This is a genomic window from Granulicella sp. dw_53 (assembly GCF_018449545.1).
In the GTDB taxonomy this organism is placed as follows: domain Bacteria; phylum Acidobacteriota; class Terriglobia; order Terriglobales; family Acidobacteriaceae; genus Edaphobacter.
The window spans coordinates 288,896-308,675 of record NZ_JAAVUR010000003.1 but is presented as its reverse complement, the minus strand read 5'-3'; the positions used below and the strand labels follow the sequence as shown (position 1 = coordinate 308,675).

General features: G+C 60.1%; 15 protein-coding genes. 13 read left to right on the top strand and 2 right to left on the bottom strand.

Annotated features, from left to right (window positions below; translation table 11 throughout):
• Positions 1-22: 22 nt before the first annotated feature.
• Positions 23-403, top strand: a complete 381-nt coding sequence (locus HB393_RS06495) for a helix-turn-helix domain-containing protein (RefSeq protein WP_213804344.1) — start codon at positions 23-25, stop codon at positions 401-403.
• A gap of 237 nt (positions 404-640) precedes the next feature.
• On the opposite strand, the gene gyrB is transcribed toward HB393_RS06495, so the two are convergent.
• Entirely contained in the window at positions 641-3,283 is a 2,643-nt protein-coding gene (gene gyrB, locus HB393_RS06490) for a DNA topoisomerase (ATP-hydrolyzing) subunit B (protein WP_213804343.1), read from the bottom strand.
• A 303-nt stretch (positions 3,284-3,586) separates the two neighbouring features.
• Here gyrB and rpmI point away from each other — a divergent pair, with 303 nt between their 5' ends.
• From rpmI to HB393_RS06460, 6 genes are all read left to right on the top strand, one after another.
• The gene (rpmI, locus tag HB393_RS06485) at positions 3,587-3,784 is read left to right on the top strand and encodes a 50S ribosomal protein L35 (RefSeq protein WP_213804342.1); all 198 of its coding nucleotides are present in this window, start codon (positions 3,587-3,589) and stop codon (positions 3,782-3,784) included.
• Between the two features lie 205 nt (positions 3,785-3,989).
• Entirely contained in the window at positions 3,990-4,379 is a 390-nt protein-coding gene (gene rplT, locus HB393_RS06480; RefSeq protein WP_213804341.1) for a 50S ribosomal protein L20, read from the top strand.
• Positions 4,380-4,475: 96 nt separating this feature from the next.
• Positions 4,476-5,840, top strand: a complete 1,365-nt coding sequence (locus HB393_RS06475; protein WP_213804340.1) for an FAD-binding oxidoreductase — start codon at positions 4,476-4,478, stop codon at positions 5,838-5,840.
• Positions 5,837-6,610 carry an SDR family oxidoreductase gene (locus tag HB393_RS06470; RefSeq protein WP_213804339.1) on the top strand — a complete coding sequence of 258 codons (774 nt, stop codon included), beginning with the start codon at positions 5,837-5,839 and terminating at the stop codon, positions 6,608-6,610. Before HB393_RS06475 ends, HB393_RS06470 begins: the two co-directional genes overlap by 4 nt.
• A gap of 260 nt (positions 6,611-6,870) precedes the next feature.
• Entirely contained in the window at positions 6,871-10,221 is a 3,351-nt protein-coding gene (locus HB393_RS06465; protein ID WP_213804338.1) for a carboxypeptidase regulatory-like domain-containing protein, read from the top strand.
• A gap of 223 nt (positions 10,222-10,444) precedes the next feature.
• Positions 10,445-10,888 (top strand): VOC family protein, encoded by a 444-nt coding sequence (locus HB393_RS06460; RefSeq protein ID WP_213804337.1) that lies wholly within the window; start codon positions 10,445-10,447, stop codon positions 10,886-10,888.
• A 215-nt stretch (positions 10,889-11,103) separates the two neighbouring features.
• Here HB393_RS06460 and HB393_RS06455 read toward each other — a convergent pair whose 3' ends face one another.
• Positions 11,104-11,718 carry a superoxide dismutase gene (locus HB393_RS06455; RefSeq protein ID WP_213804336.1) on the bottom strand — a complete coding sequence of 205 codons (615 nt, stop codon included), beginning with the start codon at positions 11,716-11,718 and terminating at the stop codon, positions 11,104-11,106.
• Positions 11,719-11,937: 219 nt separating this feature from the next.
• Here HB393_RS06455 and HB393_RS06450 point away from each other — a divergent pair, with 219 nt between their 5' ends.
• The 6 genes from HB393_RS06450 to gnd all read left to right on the top strand — a co-directional run bounded on the left by HB393_RS06450 (position 11,938) and on the right by gnd (position 19,755).
• Complete coding sequence (locus tag HB393_RS06450; RefSeq protein ID WP_213804335.1) at positions 11,938-14,361, top strand: glycoside hydrolase family 15 protein; 2,424 nt, start codon at positions 11,938-11,940, stop codon at positions 14,359-14,361.
• 135 nt (positions 14,362-14,496) lie between these two features.
• Positions 14,497-16,500, top strand: a complete 2,004-nt coding sequence (gene tkt, locus HB393_RS06445; RefSeq protein WP_213804334.1) for a transketolase — start codon at positions 14,497-14,499, stop codon at positions 16,498-16,500.
• A gap of 30 nt (positions 16,501-16,530) precedes the next feature.
• A complete protein-coding gene (rpiA, locus tag HB393_RS06440) occupies positions 16,531-17,208 on the top strand; it encodes a ribose-5-phosphate isomerase RpiA (RefSeq protein ID WP_213804333.1) in 678 nt (225 codons plus the stop codon).
• A gap of 79 nt (positions 17,209-17,287) precedes the next feature.
• On the top strand, positions 17,288-18,163 hold the full coding sequence (locus HB393_RS06435) for an oxidoreductase (protein ID WP_213804332.1): 876 nt from the start codon (positions 17,288-17,290) through the stop codon (positions 18,161-18,163).
• On the top strand, positions 18,160-18,798 hold the full coding sequence (locus HB393_RS06430) for an HAD-IA family hydrolase (protein ID WP_213804331.1): 639 nt from the start codon (positions 18,160-18,162) through the stop codon (positions 18,796-18,798). Before HB393_RS06435 ends, HB393_RS06430 begins: the two co-directional genes overlap by 4 nt.
• A 51-nt stretch (positions 18,799-18,849) precedes the next feature.
• A complete protein-coding gene (gene gnd, locus HB393_RS06425) occupies positions 18,850-19,755 on the top strand; it encodes a phosphogluconate dehydrogenase (NAD(+)-dependent, decarboxylating) (protein WP_213804330.1) in 906 nt (301 codons plus the stop codon).
• Positions 19,756-19,780: the final 25 nt, after the last annotated feature.

The window sequence follows — 19,780 nt, the reverse complement described above, 5'->3', positions numbered from 1 at the left end:
TACACACGAATTGGTTTGTAAGATGAAGATCACAAAAGAACTATCGGGCCTGCCTATCGAGCGGGCGTTGGGTGTTATCTCAGGTCGCTGGAAGGCCATCATTATCTATGTCTTGCTAAGTGGCCCTAAGCGAATCTGCGAACTAGAAAACCAGATAGCCGGCATATCGCAGAAAGTCCTGATCGAGCAACTTAGGGTGCTTGAAGAGCACGGTCTGGTCACTCGACAGAGTTTTCCCGAGGAGCCGCAACGCGTCGACTATAGCCTAAGCCCACTAGGGATGAGCCTGAATCCGCTCTTATCGCTTCTCTATGAATGGGGACAGCATCACGCCGAGGAGCTTCAAGAGGCAGAGAAGATCCTTCCGTGTGAAGCAGTTGTTCGCAGTACAACTAAAAAGTAACCCAATTAGCTCTGTGAGCAAGTCCTGACATCGACCCGATCTGAGATATAACTACTCTTCTTCGCGGACTAAGAGGTAACTACTTATTAAATCGACCTGTTATAGAAAGAATTCTAAGTAGTCTAAAGATATCGGCTCAAACCAAACTAAAAATCTCCCGGCAACCCCAATTGAATGGGGCTACCGGGAGATTCAGTTGCATATCAATACTCGAAATCCAAGGCGATGCTACAAAGCCTAGATATCCAGGTTCTTCACATCGAGTGCATTCTCTTCGATGAACTTCCTGCGGCTCTCGACATCCTCGCCCATCAGCGTCGTAAAGATCTCTTCGCACGCCGCGATGTCTTCGAGCTTCACCTGCAGTAGTGTTCGCCGTTCCGGGTCCATCGTCGTATCCCAAAGCTGCGGAGCCGTCATCTCGCCCAGACCCTTATACCGCTGTACCTGGTACTCTTTGCGGCCTTGTTCGATCACATACTCGAACACCTCTCGCGCTGTCTTTTTCTCGACCGGATCCTGTACCGCACGAACCCTCTTGCCAGGCTTCGCCTCTTCCGCAGTGCCCGGTGCAGCCGCGATATCGGCGACTCCTTCTTCCGTGGCGACCTCTTCAGCCTCTTCCGCAGCGACCTGCTTCGGAGTCTTTGCCGCATACTCGATCGTGAACGGTCCCTGCAGCTTGTCCTGGATCTGCGCGTACTTGCCCAGGAGTTGGCGGCTCTCGGCGGCATTCGCCAGCGCCCAGTCGATCTTTCGCTCCGCGCCCTGCGAATCCGTAAAGCTCACCGACCATGTCTGGTGCTCTTCATCCAGCACCGGATCGCCAACCGCACGGAACTGGTACTCCTTCAGGATCGCCTTCAACCGCGACTGCATCTCCTTCAGCTTGGCCGGCGTCTGGAAGTCCTCTTTCTTGGCCGGAGCCGCTCCTTCATGCGCGAACAGCTCGATGAAGTCCCGCGTCACATGCTCGTTCCGCAGCCGTTTGTCCACCTTCTCGAAGAAGCCCAGGTACTCGTTCAACTGGCCCATGAACTTCGTCAGCTCTGCGCCCTCGACCTGCGTCTTCGCCTCGCCGTAGGTCAGAATCATCCCGTCCGAGGCGCGCTTCACCATCACCGACACATACTCGCGGTCGTCCTTGATGTACTGCTCGAACTTGCCCTTCTTGATCCGGTACAGCGGCGGCTGCGCGATATACACATGGCCACGTTTGATCAGCTCGGTCATATGCCGGAAGAAGAAGGTCAGCAGTAGCGTACGGATGTGCGATCCGTCGACGTCGGCATCGGTCATCAAGATCAGCTTGCCGTATCGCAGCTTGGTCGCATCGAAGTCGTCCTTGCCGATTCCGCAGCCCAGCGCCGTAATCATGGCGCGAATTTCTTCGTGGCCCAGCATCTTGTCGTAGCGAGCCTTCTCTACGTTGAGGATCTTGCCCTTCAGCGGCAGAATCGCCTGGAACCGACGGTCGCGGCCCTGCTTGGCCGTTCCACCGGCCGACTCACCCTCGACGAGGTAAAGCTCGCAGCGGTCTGGCTGCCGCTCAGAGCAGTCGGCGAGCTTGCCCGGCAAGCCGCCGCCATCCAGAGCGCCCTTGCGCCGTGTCAGGTCTCGCGCTTTACGCGCTGCTTCACGCGCCCGCGCCGCGTCGATCGCCTTGTTGATGATCTTCTTCGCCACCTGCGGATTCTGCTCCAGGAAGCCGCCCAGCCGCTCGTTCACGAACGCCTGCACCGTCCCGGCGATATCCGAGTTCAGCTTACCCTTCGTCTGCCCTTCAAACTGCGGCTGCGAGAGCTTCACTGAGATCACGACCACCAAGCCTTCGCGCACGTCGTCGCCGCTCAGGTTCTCCTTCACATCTTTGAAGAGACCCAGCGACTGTCCAGCCGCATTGATCGTCCGTGTCAGAGCCGTCTTGAAGCCCGAAAGATGCGTTCCGCCGTCCACCGTATTGATGTTGTTCGCAAACGTAAACACCGTCTCGGAGTAGGCGTCGTTATATTGCAGCGCAATCTCCATGGCCACGTTGTCGCGCTCGGCCTCCATGTAGATCGGCTTCTCGTGCAGCACAGCCTTGCCCTTGTTGATGTGCTTGATGAACTCCGCAATACCGCCTGCGTACTTGAACTCCTGGTGCTTGCTGTCGCCCGTCTTGGCGTCTGTGGTGCGCTCGTCGGTCAGATGAATCTCGAGGCCCTTGTTCAGGAAGGCCAGCTCGCGCAAGCGCTGGGCCAGCGTGTCGTAGTTGAACTCCGTGACGGTAAAGATGCTCTTGTCCGGGAGGAAGTGAACCTTCGTCCCCTTGCGCTTCGACGGTCCCATCTTCCGCAGCTTCGAGATCGGCGCACCCTTGCTATAGTCCTGCTCCCAGGCAAAGTCGTCGCGCCAGATCTCTACATCGAACTCTTCGCTTAGCGCGTTCACGCAGCTCACACCGACGCCGTGCAGTCCGCCCGACACCTTATAGTTCGAGGCGTCGAACTTACCGCCCGCGTGCAGCATCGTCAGGACGACCTGGACAGCCGGCATCTTCTCGCCATTGATGACCTTGTCGTCGACCGGAATGCCACGTCCGTCGTCGACCACGGTGATCGAGTTGTCGACATGGATCGTCACTTCGATCTTCGAAGCGTGCCCGCCCAGCGCCTCATCCACCGAGTTATCGACGACCTCGTACACCAGGTGGTGCAGCCCCTGCTCGCCGGTGGAACCGATATACATCGCCGGCCGCAGCCGTACGGCCGCTAGACCCTCCAGTACCGTAATGTTTTCAGCGGAGTACCCGCCGCCCTCTTTCTTCGGGGTGGCGCTTGCGGTTGCTGTCTCCGGGTTCAAAAGGTCGGTCTCGGCGGGGATTGCAGACGATGCCATGTATCTCCATGCAGCCGTAGCTGAATTGCTTGGATTCGGGATCTGGGTGGGTCCGTCCGAAAGCGCAAAAGCCGCGTCAATCAAGCAATTTCGCGCGTTTCGGATACCAGTCTCAGTGTTCTAAGTATACCATCTCCGCAGCCCGCTTGCACCCTTTAGGACCGGCAGGGAACCCAATCCCGCAAGGGCCTTAAGAAGCCTTCTCCTCTGTCTTTCGGCCCCGTCACCCAAAAATCCTGCCCCCTCTCAAATCCTCGTATATAATCGATAAGTTGTCAGAAACACGCACCGTCAGGATCACCAATGCCAAAGTTGAAGACCCACAGCGGCGCAGCCAAGCGCTTTCATAAGACCGGCACCGGCAAGTTCAAGCGTGGCCAGTCCAAGATGCGCCATATCCTCACCTCGAAGGCGACCAAAACCAAGCGTAAGCTTGGCGGTTCGGCGCTCATCTCGGATGCGGATCACAAGGTTGTCGCCCGCATGATCCCGTACGCGTGAAGTAACGAAGGACTGCAAAGTCTTTTAGCCTTCAGGTAGGGACAAGTCTTCAAGTCGAGCCGCTTAACAAAGCAAAGGGTCAGTCAAAGCGTTCACGGCCCCTGGATGAGCGTCAGCCATCCACCGAGACTTGAAGTTGCATAGCGCGTGAAGAGGACACCTTTCCTCCAGCCGCTTAACCGCAGTTCGCAAAAGGAGAAGTACGATGCCCCGTGTAAAACGGAGTACAAAACGTAACGACCGCCGCAAGAAGATCCTCAAGCGCGCGAGTGGTTACTTCCTCACGAAATCCAAGCTCTATCAGGCAGCCCAGGAGGCCGTCGAGCGCGGACTCATGTTCGCCTACACCGGCCGTAAGCAGAAGAAGCGCCAGTACCGCGCCCTCTGGATCGTGCGTATCAACGCTGCCTGCCGCATTAACGGCATGAGCTACTCCACCTTCATCAACGGCCTCAAGCTCGCTGGCAACGGCCTCGATCGCAAGATCCTCGCCGACATCGCCGTCAACGACGCCGCTGGCTTCGCCACCCTCGCCATCCAGGCAAAGTCTGCCCTGGCCGAAGCGAAGGCCACCCGCGAGAAGGCAGCAGCCTAAGCAGCATCTCTACTCCGCATCGCAACGGGCACGGCTCTTCGCTGTGCCCGTTTGTTTTGTGCATGCAACTACCGTCCAACCAAGTATCCTATGTCCATGTCCGACCCTTATCGCTTGAAGGATGCCTCCCAAATCCCCTCGGCTCCCTTCGAATCCTGGGGCCGCTACCCGACTTACCCCGCCCATACCGTCCCCCTCCATTGGCAAAGTGACTTCGCCTCCGCCTCCGCCGGCCTCCACAACGGAGGAGCCCTCGCCGTGGGCATGGGCCGCAGCTACGGAGACTCCTGCCTCCTCAAGGACGGCAATCTCTTCGTCACCACCGGCATGAACCGCCTCATCTCCTTCGATCCCGCCACCGGCCTGCTCACCGCCGAGGCTGGCATCACCCTCGCCCAGATCCTCGACTTCTGCGTCCCCCGCGGCTTCTTCCTGCCCGTCTCCCCCGGCACCAAGTACGTGACTCTCGGCGGCGCCATCGCCAACGACATCCACGGCAAGAACCACCACTCCGCCGGCACCTTCGGCTGCCACATCGTCCAGTTCGAACTCCTTCGCTCCGATGGCACCCGCCGCCTTTGTACCCCCGACCAGAACCCCGACTGGTTCACCGCCACCATCGGAGGTCTCGGCCTCACCGGCTTCATCTCCTGGGCCACCCTGCGCATGAAGCCCATCGTCTCCCGCATGATCGATTACGAGGGCATCCAGTTCCACGGCATCGACGAGTTCCTCTCGCTCACCGAGCAGGCCCGCAACCTCGAGTACACCGTGAGCTGGGTCGACGTCACCTCCACTGGTAAGAACTTCCTCCGCGGTATCTTCATGCAAGGCGACCACTCCCCCTTGCCCGCCGAGCTCAAACCCTCACCGGAGCCCAAACTCGTCTTCCCCTTCGAAGCCCCCGGCTTCGCCCTTAACCACGCCACCGTCAGCCTTTTCAACACCGCCTTCTTCCACAAGCAGATTCACAAGCGCGTCGTCGCCCTCCAGGACTACGAGCCCTTCTTCTATCCCCTCGACAAGGTTCTCCACTGGAACCGCATGTACGGCAAGGGCGGCCTGCTCCAGTTCCAGTACGCCATCCCCTGGGAGCACGCCCGCGAAGCCACCGTCGCCGTCATGAAAGAGGTCGCCAAATCCGGCCTCGCCAGCTTCCTCGCCGTCCTCAAGGCCTTCGGCGACGTCCCATCCCCCGGCATGATGAGCTTCCCGCTGCCGGGCATCACTCTCGCCCTCGACTTCCCCATCAAGCCCGACAAGAGCTTCCCCCTCTTCGAGCGTCTGGCCGACATGACCCGCGAGTTTGGCGGCCGCCTCTACCCCGCCAAAGACGCTGCCATGACCGCCTCCCAGTTCCAGGCCTTCTACCCCCAGTGGGAGCAGTTCGCCCGCTACCGCGACCCACTCCTCACCTCCAGCTTCTGGGAGCGCGTCACCGGAGACAGACTACCCCTATGAGCACGACAGCCGTCCCACCCCGCACCTCAAACCCACGCAAGATCCTCGTCCTCGGAGCCACCTCCGGCATCGCCGAAGCCACCTGCCGCATCTGGGCCGCGGAAGGCGCACACCTCTTCCTCGTCGCCCGCAATGCGGAGAAGCTCGCCGCCGTAGCCTCAGACCTCCGCACCCGCGGCGCAGCCTTCGTCGACACCGCCGTCGCCGACCTCGACGACACGGACAGCCACCACGCCCTCCTCACCCACGCCGTCAACTCTCTCGCCGGCATGGATGTCGCCTACCTTGCCCACGGCATCCTCGGCGACCAACCCGCCGCCGAGCAGGACTTCAACACCGCCGCCCAGATCCTCCACACCAACCTCACTGCCCCGGTCTCGCTTCTCACCTGGCTCAGCAACTACTGTGTCCCACGCCACACCGGCACCCTCGCCATCCTCTCCTCCGTCGCCGGAGACCGAGGCCGCAAATCCAACTACGTCTACGGCTCCTCCAAGGCTGGCCTCTCCGCCTTCGTAAGCGGCCTCCGCAACCGCATCGACCGCGAGGGCGTCACTGTCCTCACCATCAAGCCCGGCCCCACCCGCACCGCCATGACCGCCGCCAATCCCAAGAGCGCCAAGTACGCCGACCCCGATAAGGTCGCCAAATCTATCGCCGCAGCCATCGCCGCCGAGAAGGACCAGATCTACGTCCCCTTCATCTGGCAGCCCATCATGTTCATCATCCGCAACATTCCCGAACGCATCTTCAAAAAACTCAACCTCTAACTCAACGGATCGACCCGGCCAATTAACGCCTTATTGTCTCTATGAAACACCTTCTCCCAGGCATCGCAGACGCTGCTTCACGCAAGATCTTCTCCAGGAAAAACTTCTCCTAACCTCGAATTCAAGTGACAAATAATCTCTGGCACGGTAAGAATTCATCGTTAGGCAGAAAAATGAACCGGCAAAGACTGAATACCCAGCATATTCTGCAGTTGGTCCTCAACGTGAAATAAGTCCATATAAATCAGCGAGGAAAGCACATGAAATTTCCAGGATTGTTATTGGCGACAATGCTTTTTTGTGGTGGCCTTCTCCCAGGCTTCGCGCAGACCAGCAAAGGAATTCTCAGTGGAGTAGTACGTGATGTAACTGGTGCCACCATCGAGCACGCCCAGGTCGAAGTTCTCAACCAGGGCACCGGCGAGACCCGTACCCTCACCACCTCCTCCGAAGGCGTCTACCGTGCCGACTCCATCGGTGAGGGCGTCTACAGCATCCATATCGAAAGCGCCGGATTCTCCTCCGTCAACGTGAAGGGAATCAGGGTCAATCCCTCTGTAACCACCACCTACGACGCCGTCCTCCACGTAGGCGCCACCTCCAACGTCGTCGACGTGCAATCTGCCGGCAACAACATCAACACCGAAAACGGCCAGCTCTCCGGGACCATCGGCAGGCAGGAGCTCGATACCCTGCCCAACTTTCCCCTCAACCCCGCATCCCTCCTTACCACTCTCCCCGGCGTGCAGCAGCTCACAGTCTCTTTGGGCTTCGGTGCGACCGGCGGAAACGGAACCGTACAACTCGCGGTGAACGGCGCCCGGCCACGTACCAACTACTTCATGGTGGACAGCCAGGACGTTAACGACGTCTCCATCGGTGGCGAAGCCTTCCAGCCGATTCTGCCCGACATGTACTCCAGCGTCACCGGCCTTCTCAACTCCTCTTCGGCTGAATTTGGCCGTTCGGGCGGCGCCGTCATTAACCAGGTCACCCAGAGCGGCACCAACAAATTCCACGGTACCGTGCACGAGATCTACTCCGGATCAGGCCTCGATGCGCTCGACGGACAGACGCGCCGGCTCAAGCCGCTCGCTCCCGGCACTCCAAATCCAAAGGCCCGCTACGACCAGCATCAGTACGGCTTCACCGCTGGTGGCCCCCTCTGGAAGAACAAGCTCTTCGCCTTTGGCGGAGCGACGTTCGTCCGCCTTTACGGCAATTCCCCTGGGATCGCTCCCGTCGAGCTTCCCGATGCAAACGGATACGCCCGCCTCACCGCCATCGGAGGCCCCCAGGCTACTCTGTTGCAGGGATACCTCAACAACGGCTCCTATCTCGACCCCGCAAACTTCCGCGCTATCCCCAATGTCGCTCGCGGCGTCAACACCCCCCTTGAGTCGATCGCCGTTAGCTCCCGGCCTGGATGCGTCGGCGGCTGCAGTATCACCACCGCTAGCTTTCAGCGCAACGCCACTCCGCTTCAGTCTCCTGACACCCAGTGGATGTATCGTATCGACTTCATCCCCCGGACTTCGGACACCTTCTACGTTCGCTACCTTCACGATCGAAACACCTACACTCCATACTTTGGTCTGAATCCAACCACTCTGCCAGGATTTGATACACAGGTCGGCGGTCCCTCCGAGCTTGGAACCGGAAGCTGGATCCACATCTTCACTCCCAACCTGCTCAACGAGTTTCGCGCCTCGGAGACCCGCATCAACTCCCAGTTCTTCGCCACTGCCGAGACCAATGCTAACCCCATCGCCAAGCTAAACAACATCACCTTCTTAGGAACCGGCATTCCAACCCTTGGCGTCTCTCAGAGCATCCCGCAAGGCCGGTCCGAAGAGCTCTATCAGTTCCAGGACACCGTTGGCTACACCTACCGCAGGCAATCCATTCGCACCGGTGCGGACGTTGGGCGTCTGTTGGAGACCGATCTCGTTCCCCAGAGAGCCCTTGGCGCGCTGAGTTTTGCCGCCGGTGGAGGTCTCTCTTCCCTGGACAACTTCCTCAACAACCGGCTCGGCACCTCAGGATCTGCAACCAAGACCTTCGGACCCACCCGGGTCGATCCACACATCTGGAAGATCGCCGGCTTCATCCAGGATGACATCAAGCTGTCCTCGGACATCACCGTCAACGTCGGTATTCGTTATGACTACCTCACTCAGCCGCTCAACTCACTCTCCTTTCCAGGGGTAGACGTCAACAATCCCTTCCAGGCGATCAACACCTACGTCCCGGTTAAGGCAGATAAGAACAACATCGCTCCTCGCATCGGCTTGGCCTACGCGCCTCATAGCGGGATCTTCTCCGACGGAAAGACCGTCATACACGCTGGCTTCGGTATCTTCTACGACCCCTTCTTTACCAGCATCCTCGCCGATGCAGCGGCGTCTTCTCCCGTTGCGCCGACCGGCACGCTCACTTCCGTTGCAGTCGGCGGCCTTACCAACGCAAGCGGTCTTCTCGCCACCATTACCCCAGCCTTCACCGCGAACTCTTCCGTGCAGAGCAGCGCTAGCAACCTGGTCAATCCGCAGACGTATCAGTACAACCTCGGCGTGGAGCGGGAGCTTCCCGCCGCGCTTAAACTAACCGTCAACTACGTCGGCTCTCGCGGGCTCAAGCTCTTCTCCAACCGTCAGCTCAACTACTTCATCAACGGCGCGCGCATCAATCCAACACGCGGCGCAATCAACATCCGCGACAACCGCGCCAGCTCCAACTACAACGCTGGCCAGCTCCAGCTCGACAGATCATTCCGGCACGGCCTCTACTTCCGCGTCGCTTATACCTACTCGAAGAACCTCGACAACTCCTCGGAGGTATCGACTCTCTTCACCGCTCCCACCTCCTACTCCGCAAACCTGGCCGGCAACGGGCTCTACCAGGACTACGGCCCCTCCGCATACGATCGCCGCCACCTAGCGTCCTTCGCCTACTCCTACACTCCGGCGGGCTTTCACTCCGACAATCTCGCGCTCAACCTGATCTATAGCGCCTTCACCCGTCATATCACTGTCTCGGGCCAGACGACCCTGCAGTCCGGTCCATACTCCAGCTTCAACCTGAGCGGAAAAGACACTAACGGAGATGGCAGCACGACCAACGATCGCCCCGTCCTGTCCAACCCCAATGCGCCGCTGACCTCCGTCGCCGTCGATGGAAGCTACATCGGTGGCGTCACCGGCACATACTACGATCAGGCTGCCTACAACGCATCCCCTGCATCCGCCCCCGTTCGCACTCCCATCAACAGCGGCGCCGCCCACTTCATCATTCCGAACTCTACGAACGGACCTGCTCTCCTTCCTCGGGAGATCGGCCGCAACTCCTTCGAAAACCCCGGCCTCGCAACCTGGGACGTCGCCTTGGAGAAGGCAGTTCCCACGGACTTTGCCCATCTGGAAGGGAGCCGGTTGATCTTTCGTGCTGAAGCACAGGACATTGCAAATCACGACAACGTGACCGCCTTCAGCGTTTCCAGCAGCGCCATGAACATCGGACAGGTAGGACAGTCCACCTTCCTCAACACCAGCAATGCACGCGACGCCTACTACTATCGTCACATCCGACTCTGGGCAAAGTTCGTCTTCTAAAACTCAACATGCTCTCCGCCAAAAGGTATCCCAGCGGGATGCCCTTTGCCATGGCTCTGTATCATTTAACGATACTGGCGGGAAGTCCCACAACCTTCCTTCTTCATCGGACAGTTTCTTATCGGACTGCTTTATCGGACCGCCAGTCTCCCTCTTGCCCCGGGATCGTCTCATGCTCGACCTTGGCGCTCCACCCTCCCCCCACACACATCAGGAGTAATTTATGACGCAGAGTGCCCCATTCGTCGGTATGAAGATCCACCACATCGCTTTACGTGTTGCGGACTTCACAGCCGGCAAAAATTGGTACGTAGACATGCTCGACCTCCGCGTCGAACGCGAATTTCCGTTCAACGGCATGGAGTTTGCTTTTCTTTGTACCGCTGAAAGCAAAGTTCCTGTCATCGAGTTAATCGGCGATAAGAGACTGGAATCCGAGCCTCCGCGGGAGGTCGTCTTAGGTAGCGTTGGTCAATCTGGGCTACACCACCTTTGCTTTCAAGTCGACGACGTCGATCAGGTCACAGCCCATCTCAAGAGCCGTGGCGTCAACGTCCTTGTCGACGGCATGACCGGCGTAGCTGGCAGCGGCGTCGAAAGAGGCTCTTTCATCGCAGACCCGTGGGGCAATGTCATTGAGATACTCCAACTGGAGAATGCCAAATAACAACGGATCTGGTTCTGTTCTCCCAAACTCCAGCTAAGAAAAGCCCCAGCCAAAAGGCATGGGGCTTTTCAATTTAAGAGCACCAGCAAGTAAACCAAGCTGGCTAAATAATCTGGCCACAACCCTCTAAATCACGGCTTAGATGGGATTGAAGCCAGTAAACGGTGATCCAGCGCCACTTAGCGCCGATACCTGGCGTCCTCAGAAGTAAGCAACTACTTCTTCTTCGCCGTCTCGAACCGCTTGTTCACCTCGTCCCAATTCACCACGTTCCACCAGGCAGCGAGGTAGTCAGGACGCTTGTTCTGATACTTCAAGTAGTAGGCATGCTCCCAGACATCGTTGCCCAGAATCGGGTAATGACCCTGCGAAAGCGGATTATCCTGATTCGCGGTGGTCACGATCTTCAGCTTGCCGCCCTCGAAGATCAGCCAACCCCAGCCCGCGCCGAACTGCTTGGCGGTCGTCTCGTTGAACAGTTTCTTGAACTCCTCGAACGACCCGAAATCCGTCTTGATCTGGTCTCCGATGTTGCCCGAAGGCTCGCCGCCGCCATGGGGCTTCATGATCTGCCAGAACATGGTGTGGTTTACGTGTCCGCCGCCGTTGTTCTGGACGACCTTGCGCACATCTTCAGGGATGCTCGCCAGGTCTTTGATCAGCTCTTCGGGAGACTTCGCGCCGAGTTCGGCATGCTTCTCCACCGCGCCGTTCAGGTTTGTCACGTAGGTCTGGTGATGCTTGTCGTGGTGCAATTTCATCGTCGCTTCGTCGATGTGTGGTTCAAGCGCCGCATAATCGTAGGGCAATGGGGGAAGTTCGTAGGCCACGTTCAGTCTCCTGTATTCGGTTGGGTTGAGGTCGGGACGGAAGCTTGTCGTCTCGAAGCGTCAGTTTGGCGGTCCAGTATCCTTCGATGCCGTCCAGATACGCCGCGATGCACACTGCATGATCCGCGCAACTCCCGAATCATAACTCATCCTCCCATTCACCGCCCCTTCATCGAGGGGTCTCCCGTTTCTCGCTCATTTAGGTTCTAATAAAGCCCAATGAATGTTCTCGCTGCTGCATACCGCTGGCTCGACGACAATGGCCCCGCATTTGGTGCTCCGGGCCTGGAACCGCGCTGGACATCCAGTCGCAAAGATGCCGTCTCTACTGCTTACGCCGCATCCAGCCGCGTATGGTTCACCATCTCCCACGGCACTCTCAACGAAATCTACTACCCAACCATCGACCGCCCACAGATCCGCGACATGGAGCTGCTCTTCACGGATGGCGAGACTTTCTTCCACGAAGAGAAGCGCGACTTCGAGTACGACTTCCACTACGTCGATCCCAAGGCCCTTGCGGTCCGCGTCGTCGCTAATGACCTACAAGGCCGCTACACGGTAGCGAAGGAGTTCATCAGCGACCCGCATCATCCAGTCGTCCTGATGAACGTCAAGATCTCCGGCGAAGAGGCCGTCTTATCCCGTCTGAAGTGCTACGCGCTCCTCGCGCCTCACCTCGACGGCGGCGGAGCAGGGAACTCAGCCCGCTCCATCGAGATCGCAGGGCAACGCGCCATCCTCGCCTGGAAGAACAACACCTCGCTCGCCATGGGGGTCGACTGCGGCTTCACCCGCACCTCCTGCGGCTACGTCGGTGCCAGCGACGGCTTCCAGGACCTCGCCTCCGATATGAAGATGGACTGGCAGTTCGGCCAGGCCCTCAACGGCAACATCGCCGTCATGGGCGAGATCGACGTCTCCATGCACCGCGAGTTCACCATCGCCCTCGCTCTCGGCGACGGTCATCACGCCGCGCTCGCCGGCATGATGCAGACGCTCGCCACGCCCTACGATCTGCACTCCAAGCGCTTCGTAGCCCAATGGCTCCGCGCCAACTCGCCCGAGTCCCTCGCTCCCGCCTCCACCGATGGCGGCCGGCTCATGCGCATCAGCCACAACGTCATCCTCACCCACGAGGACAAGACCTACTCCGGAGCCTTCATCGCCTCCGCCTCCATCCCCTGGGGAGCCTCCAAAGGCGACGACGACCTCGGCGGATACCATCTCGTCTGGACCCGCGACATGGTTCAGTCCGCCACCGCGATCCTCGCCTGCGGACGCACCGACACCGCTCTCCGCGCCCTCGTCTACCTGGCCTGTACGCAGCGCCCGGACGGCAGCTTCGCCCAGAACTTTTGGATCGACGGAACGCCCTACTGGACCGGCATCCAGCTCGACGAGGTCGCCTTCCCCATCATCCTCTCCTGGCGTCTCTGGAAGGTCGGCGGTCTCGGCAGCTTCGACGTCTTCCCCTTCGTGGAGCGCGCCGCCGCCTTTCTCGTCCGCTACGCTCCGGTCACCCAGCAGGAGCGCTGGGAGGAGAACTCCGGCTACTCTCCCTCGACCCTGGCCGCAGTGATCGCCGGCCTCATCTGCGCCGCCGACATGGCTCGCGGCCATCAGGCCTTCGAACTCGCCAGCTTCCTGGAGAGCTACGCCGACTGGATCGAATCTCACCTCGACGAGTGGACCACCACCCGCGAAGGAGTCCTCCATCCGGATATCAAGTACCACTACATGCGTATCCGTCCGCCAGCCGTCGGCGAGCCCTTCCACAACGACTCCATCGCCCCCGGCTACATCCACATCGCGAACCGGGCTCCCGACGAGAAGTACGACTTCGAGGCCCGCGAGGTCATCGACGCTGGCTTCCTCGAGCTCGTCCGCTACGGAATCCGCCGCGCCGACGATCCGCTCATCATCGACTCCCTCAAGGTCGTCGACCACTGCCTCAAGATCGAGACGCCCTACGGTGTCTGCTGGCGCCGATACAACCATGACGGCTATGGCCAGCGCAAGGACGGAGGCCCCTACGAGGGTTGGGGACAAGGCCGCGCCTGGCCCATCCTCACCGGCGAGCGGGCCCACTACGAGCTCGCCGCAGGCAACGACATCAGCAGCTACATCACCGCGTTGGAGCGCTTCAGCTCAATTGGTGGCATGATGCCCGAGCAGATCTGGGACTACGCCGACCTACCCTCCGAGGGCATGTACCTCGGCCGCTCCGCCGGCTCGGCCCAACCCCTCGTCTGGGCTCACTCGGAGTACATCAAGCTGCTCCGTTCTACCGTCGACGGCCAGGTCTTCGACCGCATCTCCGCCGTCGCAGAGCGCTACGCAGTCTCCGCGTCGGAGCGTACCTTCTCCAGCCGGATCGAGTTCTTCCAGACCGGACGTCCCATTACGAACATTCCCGGCGGTTTAACCTTGCGCATTCTGGATCCCAAACCCTTCCGTGTCGTCTGGACCATGGACGATTGGGCGTCCACCATTCACACTGATTCCCACGTCGTCGGCTACCCGGGCTCCTATGCCGACATTGCAACGACCCCCGATCAGACCGGCTCAATCGTCTTCACCTTGTATTGGCAGGCAGAGGACCGCTGGTTGGGTAAAAACATAGCAATTGAGGTTGGGTAAAACAAGCAATTGACATAACGAACAGCTGAAGATGCGTTCCCCCGTCCACGCTAGTACACTGTGAGGGATACGCTAAACATCATTTACATCGGAAGCAGCCGCCCAGCGCGCCCCGCTTCACCAAAAAGGAAAAGAATGAGCGCTCAGCAGCAGGACTCTCAAAACGAGCTAGATCAGCTCTCCATCAACGCCCTCCGCTTCCTAGCCGTCGATGCCGTTGAAAAGGCCAAATCCGGCCACCCCGGCGCTCCGCTAGGCTGTGCACCGATCGCCTACCTGCTCTATCACAAGCTTATGAAGCACGATCCCTCCGATCCCAAGTGGTCCGATCGCGATCGCTTCATTCTCTCCAACGGCCATGCCTCTGCTCTCCTCTACGGCGCGCTGCACCTCTCCGGCTACGATCTGCCCATGGAGCAGCTCGAGCAGTTCCGCCAGTGGGGTTCGCATACCCCCGGCCATCCGGAGTACGGCGAGACCCCAGGCGTCGAAGTCACCACCGGACCCCTCGGTCAGGGCTTCGCAATGGCGGTCGGTCTCTCCATCGCCGAAAAGCACCTCGCCGCGATCTACAACCACGAGAACCACACCCCGGTCGACCACCATACCTACGTGCTCTGTGGCGACGGCGACCTGATGGAAGGCATCTCTCACGAGTCCGCCTCCCTCGCCGGCACTCTGGGCCTGGGCAAACTCATCGTCCTCTACGACGACAACCTCATCTCCCTCGACGGACCGACGGAGCTCTCCTTCACGGAGGATGTGACCCGCCGCTTCGAGGCGTATCACTGGCACGTCCAGTCGGTCGCCGACGGCAACGATCTCGTCGCAATCGAGGCCGCCATCCGCGCCGCCCAGGCGGAGACGACCCGTCCTTCGCTCATCCGCGTTCGTACCGTCATCGGCTACGGCAGCCCCAAGGCCGGTACCAAGGCCGTCCACGGCGAGGCGCTCGGCGCAGAAGCCACCAAGGCCACCAAGAAGAACCTCGGCTGGCCCGAAGACAAGAGCTTCTACGTTCCCGACGAAGCCCGTAAGAACTGGAATCTCATCAAGGAGCGTGGCAAGAAGGCCCACGCCGAGTGGCAGACGAAGTTCGAAGACTACAAGAAGGCCTATCCCGAGCTGGGAGAGCAGTACGACCGCACCACGGCAATGAAGCTTGCGAAGGGTTGGGAGTCGAAGCTCCCTGTCTTCCCGGCCGACAAGCCTGTTGCCACCCGCAACGCCGGTCAGGTCGTTATGAACGCCGTAGCTGGCGTCATTCCCGAGCTCTTCGGCGGCGCAGCCGACCTCACCAGCTCCACCAAGACCATCTTCAAGGACTCGCCCAGCTTCCACGTCGACCCCAAGGGCCGCAACGTCTTCTTCGGAGTTCGTGAGTTCGGCATGATGGCAGCCGTCAACGGCATCGCGGCGCACGGTGGGCTCATCCCCTTCGGCTCTACCTTCTTCACCTTCTCCGACTACTGCCGCTCCGCGCTTCGCATGGGCGCGCTGCAGTCCAGCCACTCGCTCTACATCTTCACCCACGACTCTGTCGGCCTCGGCGAGGATGGTCCTACCCACCAGCCCATCGAGCACCTCATGGCCTTGCGCGCGATCCCGCAGCTCACCGACTTCCGTCCTGCGGACGCCAACGAGACCGCCGCTTGCTGGCGCCTCGCCCTGGAGCGCAAGTCGGCCAGCTTCATGGCCCTCTCCCGTCAGGATCTTCCTGTCATCGACAACGAGAAGTTCAAAGTTCAGGACGGCTGCAACCACGGTGCTTACGCCCTCGACGCCTCTGGCAAGGACATCATTCTCATCGCCACCGGCTCCGAGGTATCGCTGATCCTGAAAGCTGCTGAAGAGTTGAAGGCTGCGGGCATCAACGCCTCCGTCGTCTCCATGCCCAGCTTCAAGATCTACGACGAGCAGTCCGATGAGTACAAGGCGAGCCTGCTTCCCGAAGCCACTCCCAAGATCGCCATCGAAGCTGGTGCGACCATGGGCTGGTACAAGTACGTCGGCCACAACGGCGTGGTCATCGGTATCGATCGCTTCGGTGCCTCGGCCCCCGGTCCTATTGCGCTCGAGAAGCTGGGAATCAGCGTCGCGAACGTCGTCGAACACGCAAAGAAACTGGTAAAGAAGTAAGCAGTTATTGAACGTCAACAGGACAAAACAATGACGCAAAATGAAGCAAAGCGGATGGCGGCCCGGCGCGCCCTGGAGTTTGTTGAGGATGGCATGTCTCTCGGCCTCGGCTCCGGCACCACCTCCGCGATCTTCATCGAGGAACTCGGCGAGCGAGTAAAGCAAGGGCTGCGGGTGCGCGGCATCGCGACCTCCATCTTCAGCCAGAAGCTCGCCGAGTCCCTCAACATTCCAATCACCAACTTTGAAGACTGCCCCGTACTGGATCTCGCCATCGACGGTGCTGATGAAATCGGTCCGGGTCTGGCCCTCATTAAGGGCGGAGGCGGCGCACTTCTGCGCGAGAAGATCGTCGAGAGCGCCGCTCGCCGCTTCATCGTCGTGGCAGACTCCACCAAGCTCGTCGAGACACTCGGCCGCTTCCCGCTCCCCGTCGAAGTCGTCCAGATGGCGCTGCCCATCGTCACGCGAAGGCTCGAAGCCCTCGGCTTGAACCCCCACCTCCGCCATCATCCGGACGGCTCCCTCTACATCACGGACGAGAACAACGTCATCCTCGACTGCGCCTCCGGCTCCATCTCCGACCCCGCGAAGACCGCGGCAGAGATCCGCGCCATCGTCGGCGTCGTAGAGCATGGCCTATTTCTGAACATGGCGTCCCTCGCGCTCATTGGCGGCGAAGGCGGCGTCCGTGAGGTGCGTCCTTAATGCGTTCCAGTCGTGAGCTTTTAACCTGCTCTGACTGTGGGCCCTGCATCGTTGGCTCTCTCGCACGCGTCCTATAACCATGACAACAACCTCGTCCATTGCCACACCCGCCCGCACGGATCGCACCTGGTTCATCACCGGGACCTCCACCGGCTTCGGTCGGCTTCTCGCTGAAGAGGTTCTTAAGGCTGGTGGCAAGGTCATAGCCACCGCCCGCAACCAGGATCAGATCATCGACCTCGAGCAGAAGTACCCCGATCAGGCAAAGACCTTCGCCTTGGACGTCACCGACTACCCGCAGATCGCCTCGGTCGTCGCTCAGTCCACCGCCTCCTACGGCCCCATTGACGTCCTCGTCAACAACGCCGGCTACGGTATGGCAGGAGCCATCGAAGAGACCGCCGAAGACGAGTTCAGGCCCATCTTCGAGACCAACGTCTTCGGCTTGATCCGCGTCACCCAGGCACTCCTGCCCCACTTTCGTGCCCGCCGCAGCGGCCATATCCTCAACCTCTCCTCCATCGGCGGCGTGGTAGCCACCCCGGGTGGAGGCATGTACAACGCCACGAAGTTTGCGGTCGAAGGTCTCTCCGAAGCCCTCGCCGGAGAGCTCGCTCCCCTCGGGATTCACGTCACCATCATCGAGCCCGCACCCTTCCGCACCGACTTCCTCGGACGCTCCGGCAAACGCGCCGCTCTCATCCTTCCCGACTACGACGCAACCGGCGGCGCACAGCGTCGCTACTACGACACCCAAAACGGCAAGCAAAAGGGGAACCCCCTTCTCGCCGTCCACGCCATCATGTCCGTCGTCGATTCGCCCAACCCACCTCTCCGCCTCCTGCTCGGCTCAGTGGCCCTCCAGCGTCTTCGCAACAAGCTCGACTCCTGGCAAAAGGAAATCGCCACCTGGGAGCCCATCACCGTAGGCGCAGACTTCGCGGAGGGCGAGTGAGTTCAGTCCTTGCGACCCGCTCCGAAATCAGAACCATCTTCTGGGATATCGGCGGCGTTCTGCTTACCAACGGTTGGGACCGCAATCAGCGCGCCCACACCCTCACTCCTCTCGGCGTCGACCTGCCCGACTTTGAATCCCGCTACGAGGCCGCCAACTTCTTTTGGGAGCGCGGCCTCTCCACCGCCCTCGAGTTCTTCAACAAGACGCTCTTCAACGCCGACCAGCCCAGCCGAGACTTCAGCTTCGAAGACATCTGGCCCCTCGTCTGTGCTGAGAGCAAGGTGCTCCACTCCGGTGCATTTGAGATCCTCGCCTCCTTGAGCGCCGCCGGCAAGTACAAGATCGCTACCCTCAACAACGAGAGCAGGGAACTCAACCAGTACCGTCTGGACACCTTCGATCTTCGTCGCCACTTCGACTACTTCATCTGCAGCGGCTACGTCCACGAGATGAAGCCCCACCCCGACATCTATCGCGCCGCCATCGAAATCTCCGGTCTCCCGCCCCAGACCGCACTCTTTATCGATGACAAGCTCGATAACTGCCGCGCCGCCACCGCGCTTGGCATGAACGCCATTCACTTTCAATCCCCGGAGCAGCTCATCCACGAATTTGCCCAACTCGGGATTTAGAAAATCAGCAAATTGTAAATTTCAGCCTCACTAACCACTAAGGAGTACGACATGGAACTTGGAATCATTGGTCTCGGCAAGATGGGCTTCAACATGGCAGAGCGTCTCCGTCTCGCCGGTCATAAAGTCGTAGGATTCGACTTCAACAAGGATGCCACCGCCCGCCTCACCACTACCGGCTCGCTCGGCGTCAACTCGTTGGAAGACCTCGTCAAGAATCTCTCCGCCCCCCGCGCCATCTGGATCATGGTGCCCGCCGGCGATCCCGTCGATCAGACCGTCGCCAAACTCGAGCCTCTCATGCAGAAGGGTGACACCTTCATCGACGGCGGCAACTCCAACTACAAGGACACGCAGCGCCGCCACGCCGAAGCCGCCGCCAAGGGCTTCCACTTCGTCGACTGCGGAACCTCCGGCGGCGTCTGGGGCCTCAAAGAGGGCTACTCCCTCATGATCGGCGGCGATAAGGAGCCTGTCACCCGCCTCAACCCCATCTTCCAGGCCCTCGCGCCCTCGCCCACCGAAGGCTGGGGACACGTCGGACCCTCCGGCGCCGGCCACTTCGTCAAGATGGTCCACAACGGCATCGAGTACGGCCTCATGCAGGCCTACGCCGAGGGCTTCTCCATCATGAAGGCCAAAGTCCCACTCAACCTCGACCTCACCCAGATCTCCCACATCTGGCAGAAGGGCTCCGTCGTTCGCTCCTGGCTGCTCGATCTCACCGCCGACGCCCTGGACAAGAACCCCACCCTCGACGGCCTCGAGGCCTTCGTACCCGACTCCGGCGAAGGCCGCTGGACCGTCACCGAAGCCATCGACCTCAACATCTCGGCTCCCGTCATCACCGAGTCCCTCATCCGCCGCCTCCGCTCCCGCGAAGAGAACAACTTCACCGATCGTATGATCTCCATTATGCGCGGAGCCTTCGGCGGTCACGACGTCAAAAAGAGCTAGTCGCCTCGCGGCAACCCGCCCTCAA

Bases quoted from the DNA above. Each gene is read 5' to 3' on its own strand.
- HB393_RS06495 (WP_213804344.1), top strand. From the start codon at position 23: ATGAAGATCACAAAAGAACTATCGGGCCTGCCTATCGAGCGGGCGTTG.
- gyrB (WP_213804343.1), bottom strand. From the start codon at position 3,283: ATGGCATCGTCTGCAATCCCCGCCGAGACCGACCTTTTGAACCCGGAG.
- rpmI (WP_213804342.1), top strand. From the start codon at position 3,587: ATGCCAAAGTTGAAGACCCACAGCGGCGCAGCCAAGCGCTTTCATAAG.
- rplT (WP_213804341.1), top strand. From the start codon at position 3,990: ATGCCCCGTGTAAAACGGAGTACAAAACGTAACGACCGCCGCAAGAAG.
- HB393_RS06475 (WP_213804340.1), top strand. From the start codon at position 4,476: ATGTCCGACCCTTATCGCTTGAAGGATGCCTCCCAAATCCCCTCGGCT.
- HB393_RS06470 (WP_213804339.1), top strand. From the start codon at position 5,837: ATGAGCACGACAGCCGTCCCACCCCGCACCTCAAACCCACGCAAGATC.
- HB393_RS06465 (WP_213804338.1), top strand. From the start codon at position 6,871: ATGAAATTTCCAGGATTGTTATTGGCGACAATGCTTTTTTGTGGTGGC.
- HB393_RS06460 (WP_213804337.1), top strand. From the start codon at position 10,445: ATGACGCAGAGTGCCCCATTCGTCGGTATGAAGATCCACCACATCGCT.
- HB393_RS06450 (WP_213804335.1), top strand. From the start codon at position 11,938: ATGAATGTTCTCGCTGCTGCATACCGCTGGCTCGACGACAATGGCCCC.
- tkt (WP_213804334.1), top strand. From the start codon at position 14,497: ATGAGCGCTCAGCAGCAGGACTCTCAAAACGAGCTAGATCAGCTCTCC.
- rpiA (WP_213804333.1), top strand. From the start codon at position 16,531: ATGACGCAAAATGAAGCAAAGCGGATGGCGGCCCGGCGCGCCCTGGAG.
- HB393_RS06435 (WP_213804332.1), top strand. From the start codon at position 17,288: ATGACAACAACCTCGTCCATTGCCACACCCGCCCGCACGGATCGCACC.
- gnd (WP_213804330.1), top strand. From the start codon at position 18,850: ATGGAACTTGGAATCATTGGTCTCGGCAAGATGGGCTTCAACATGGCA.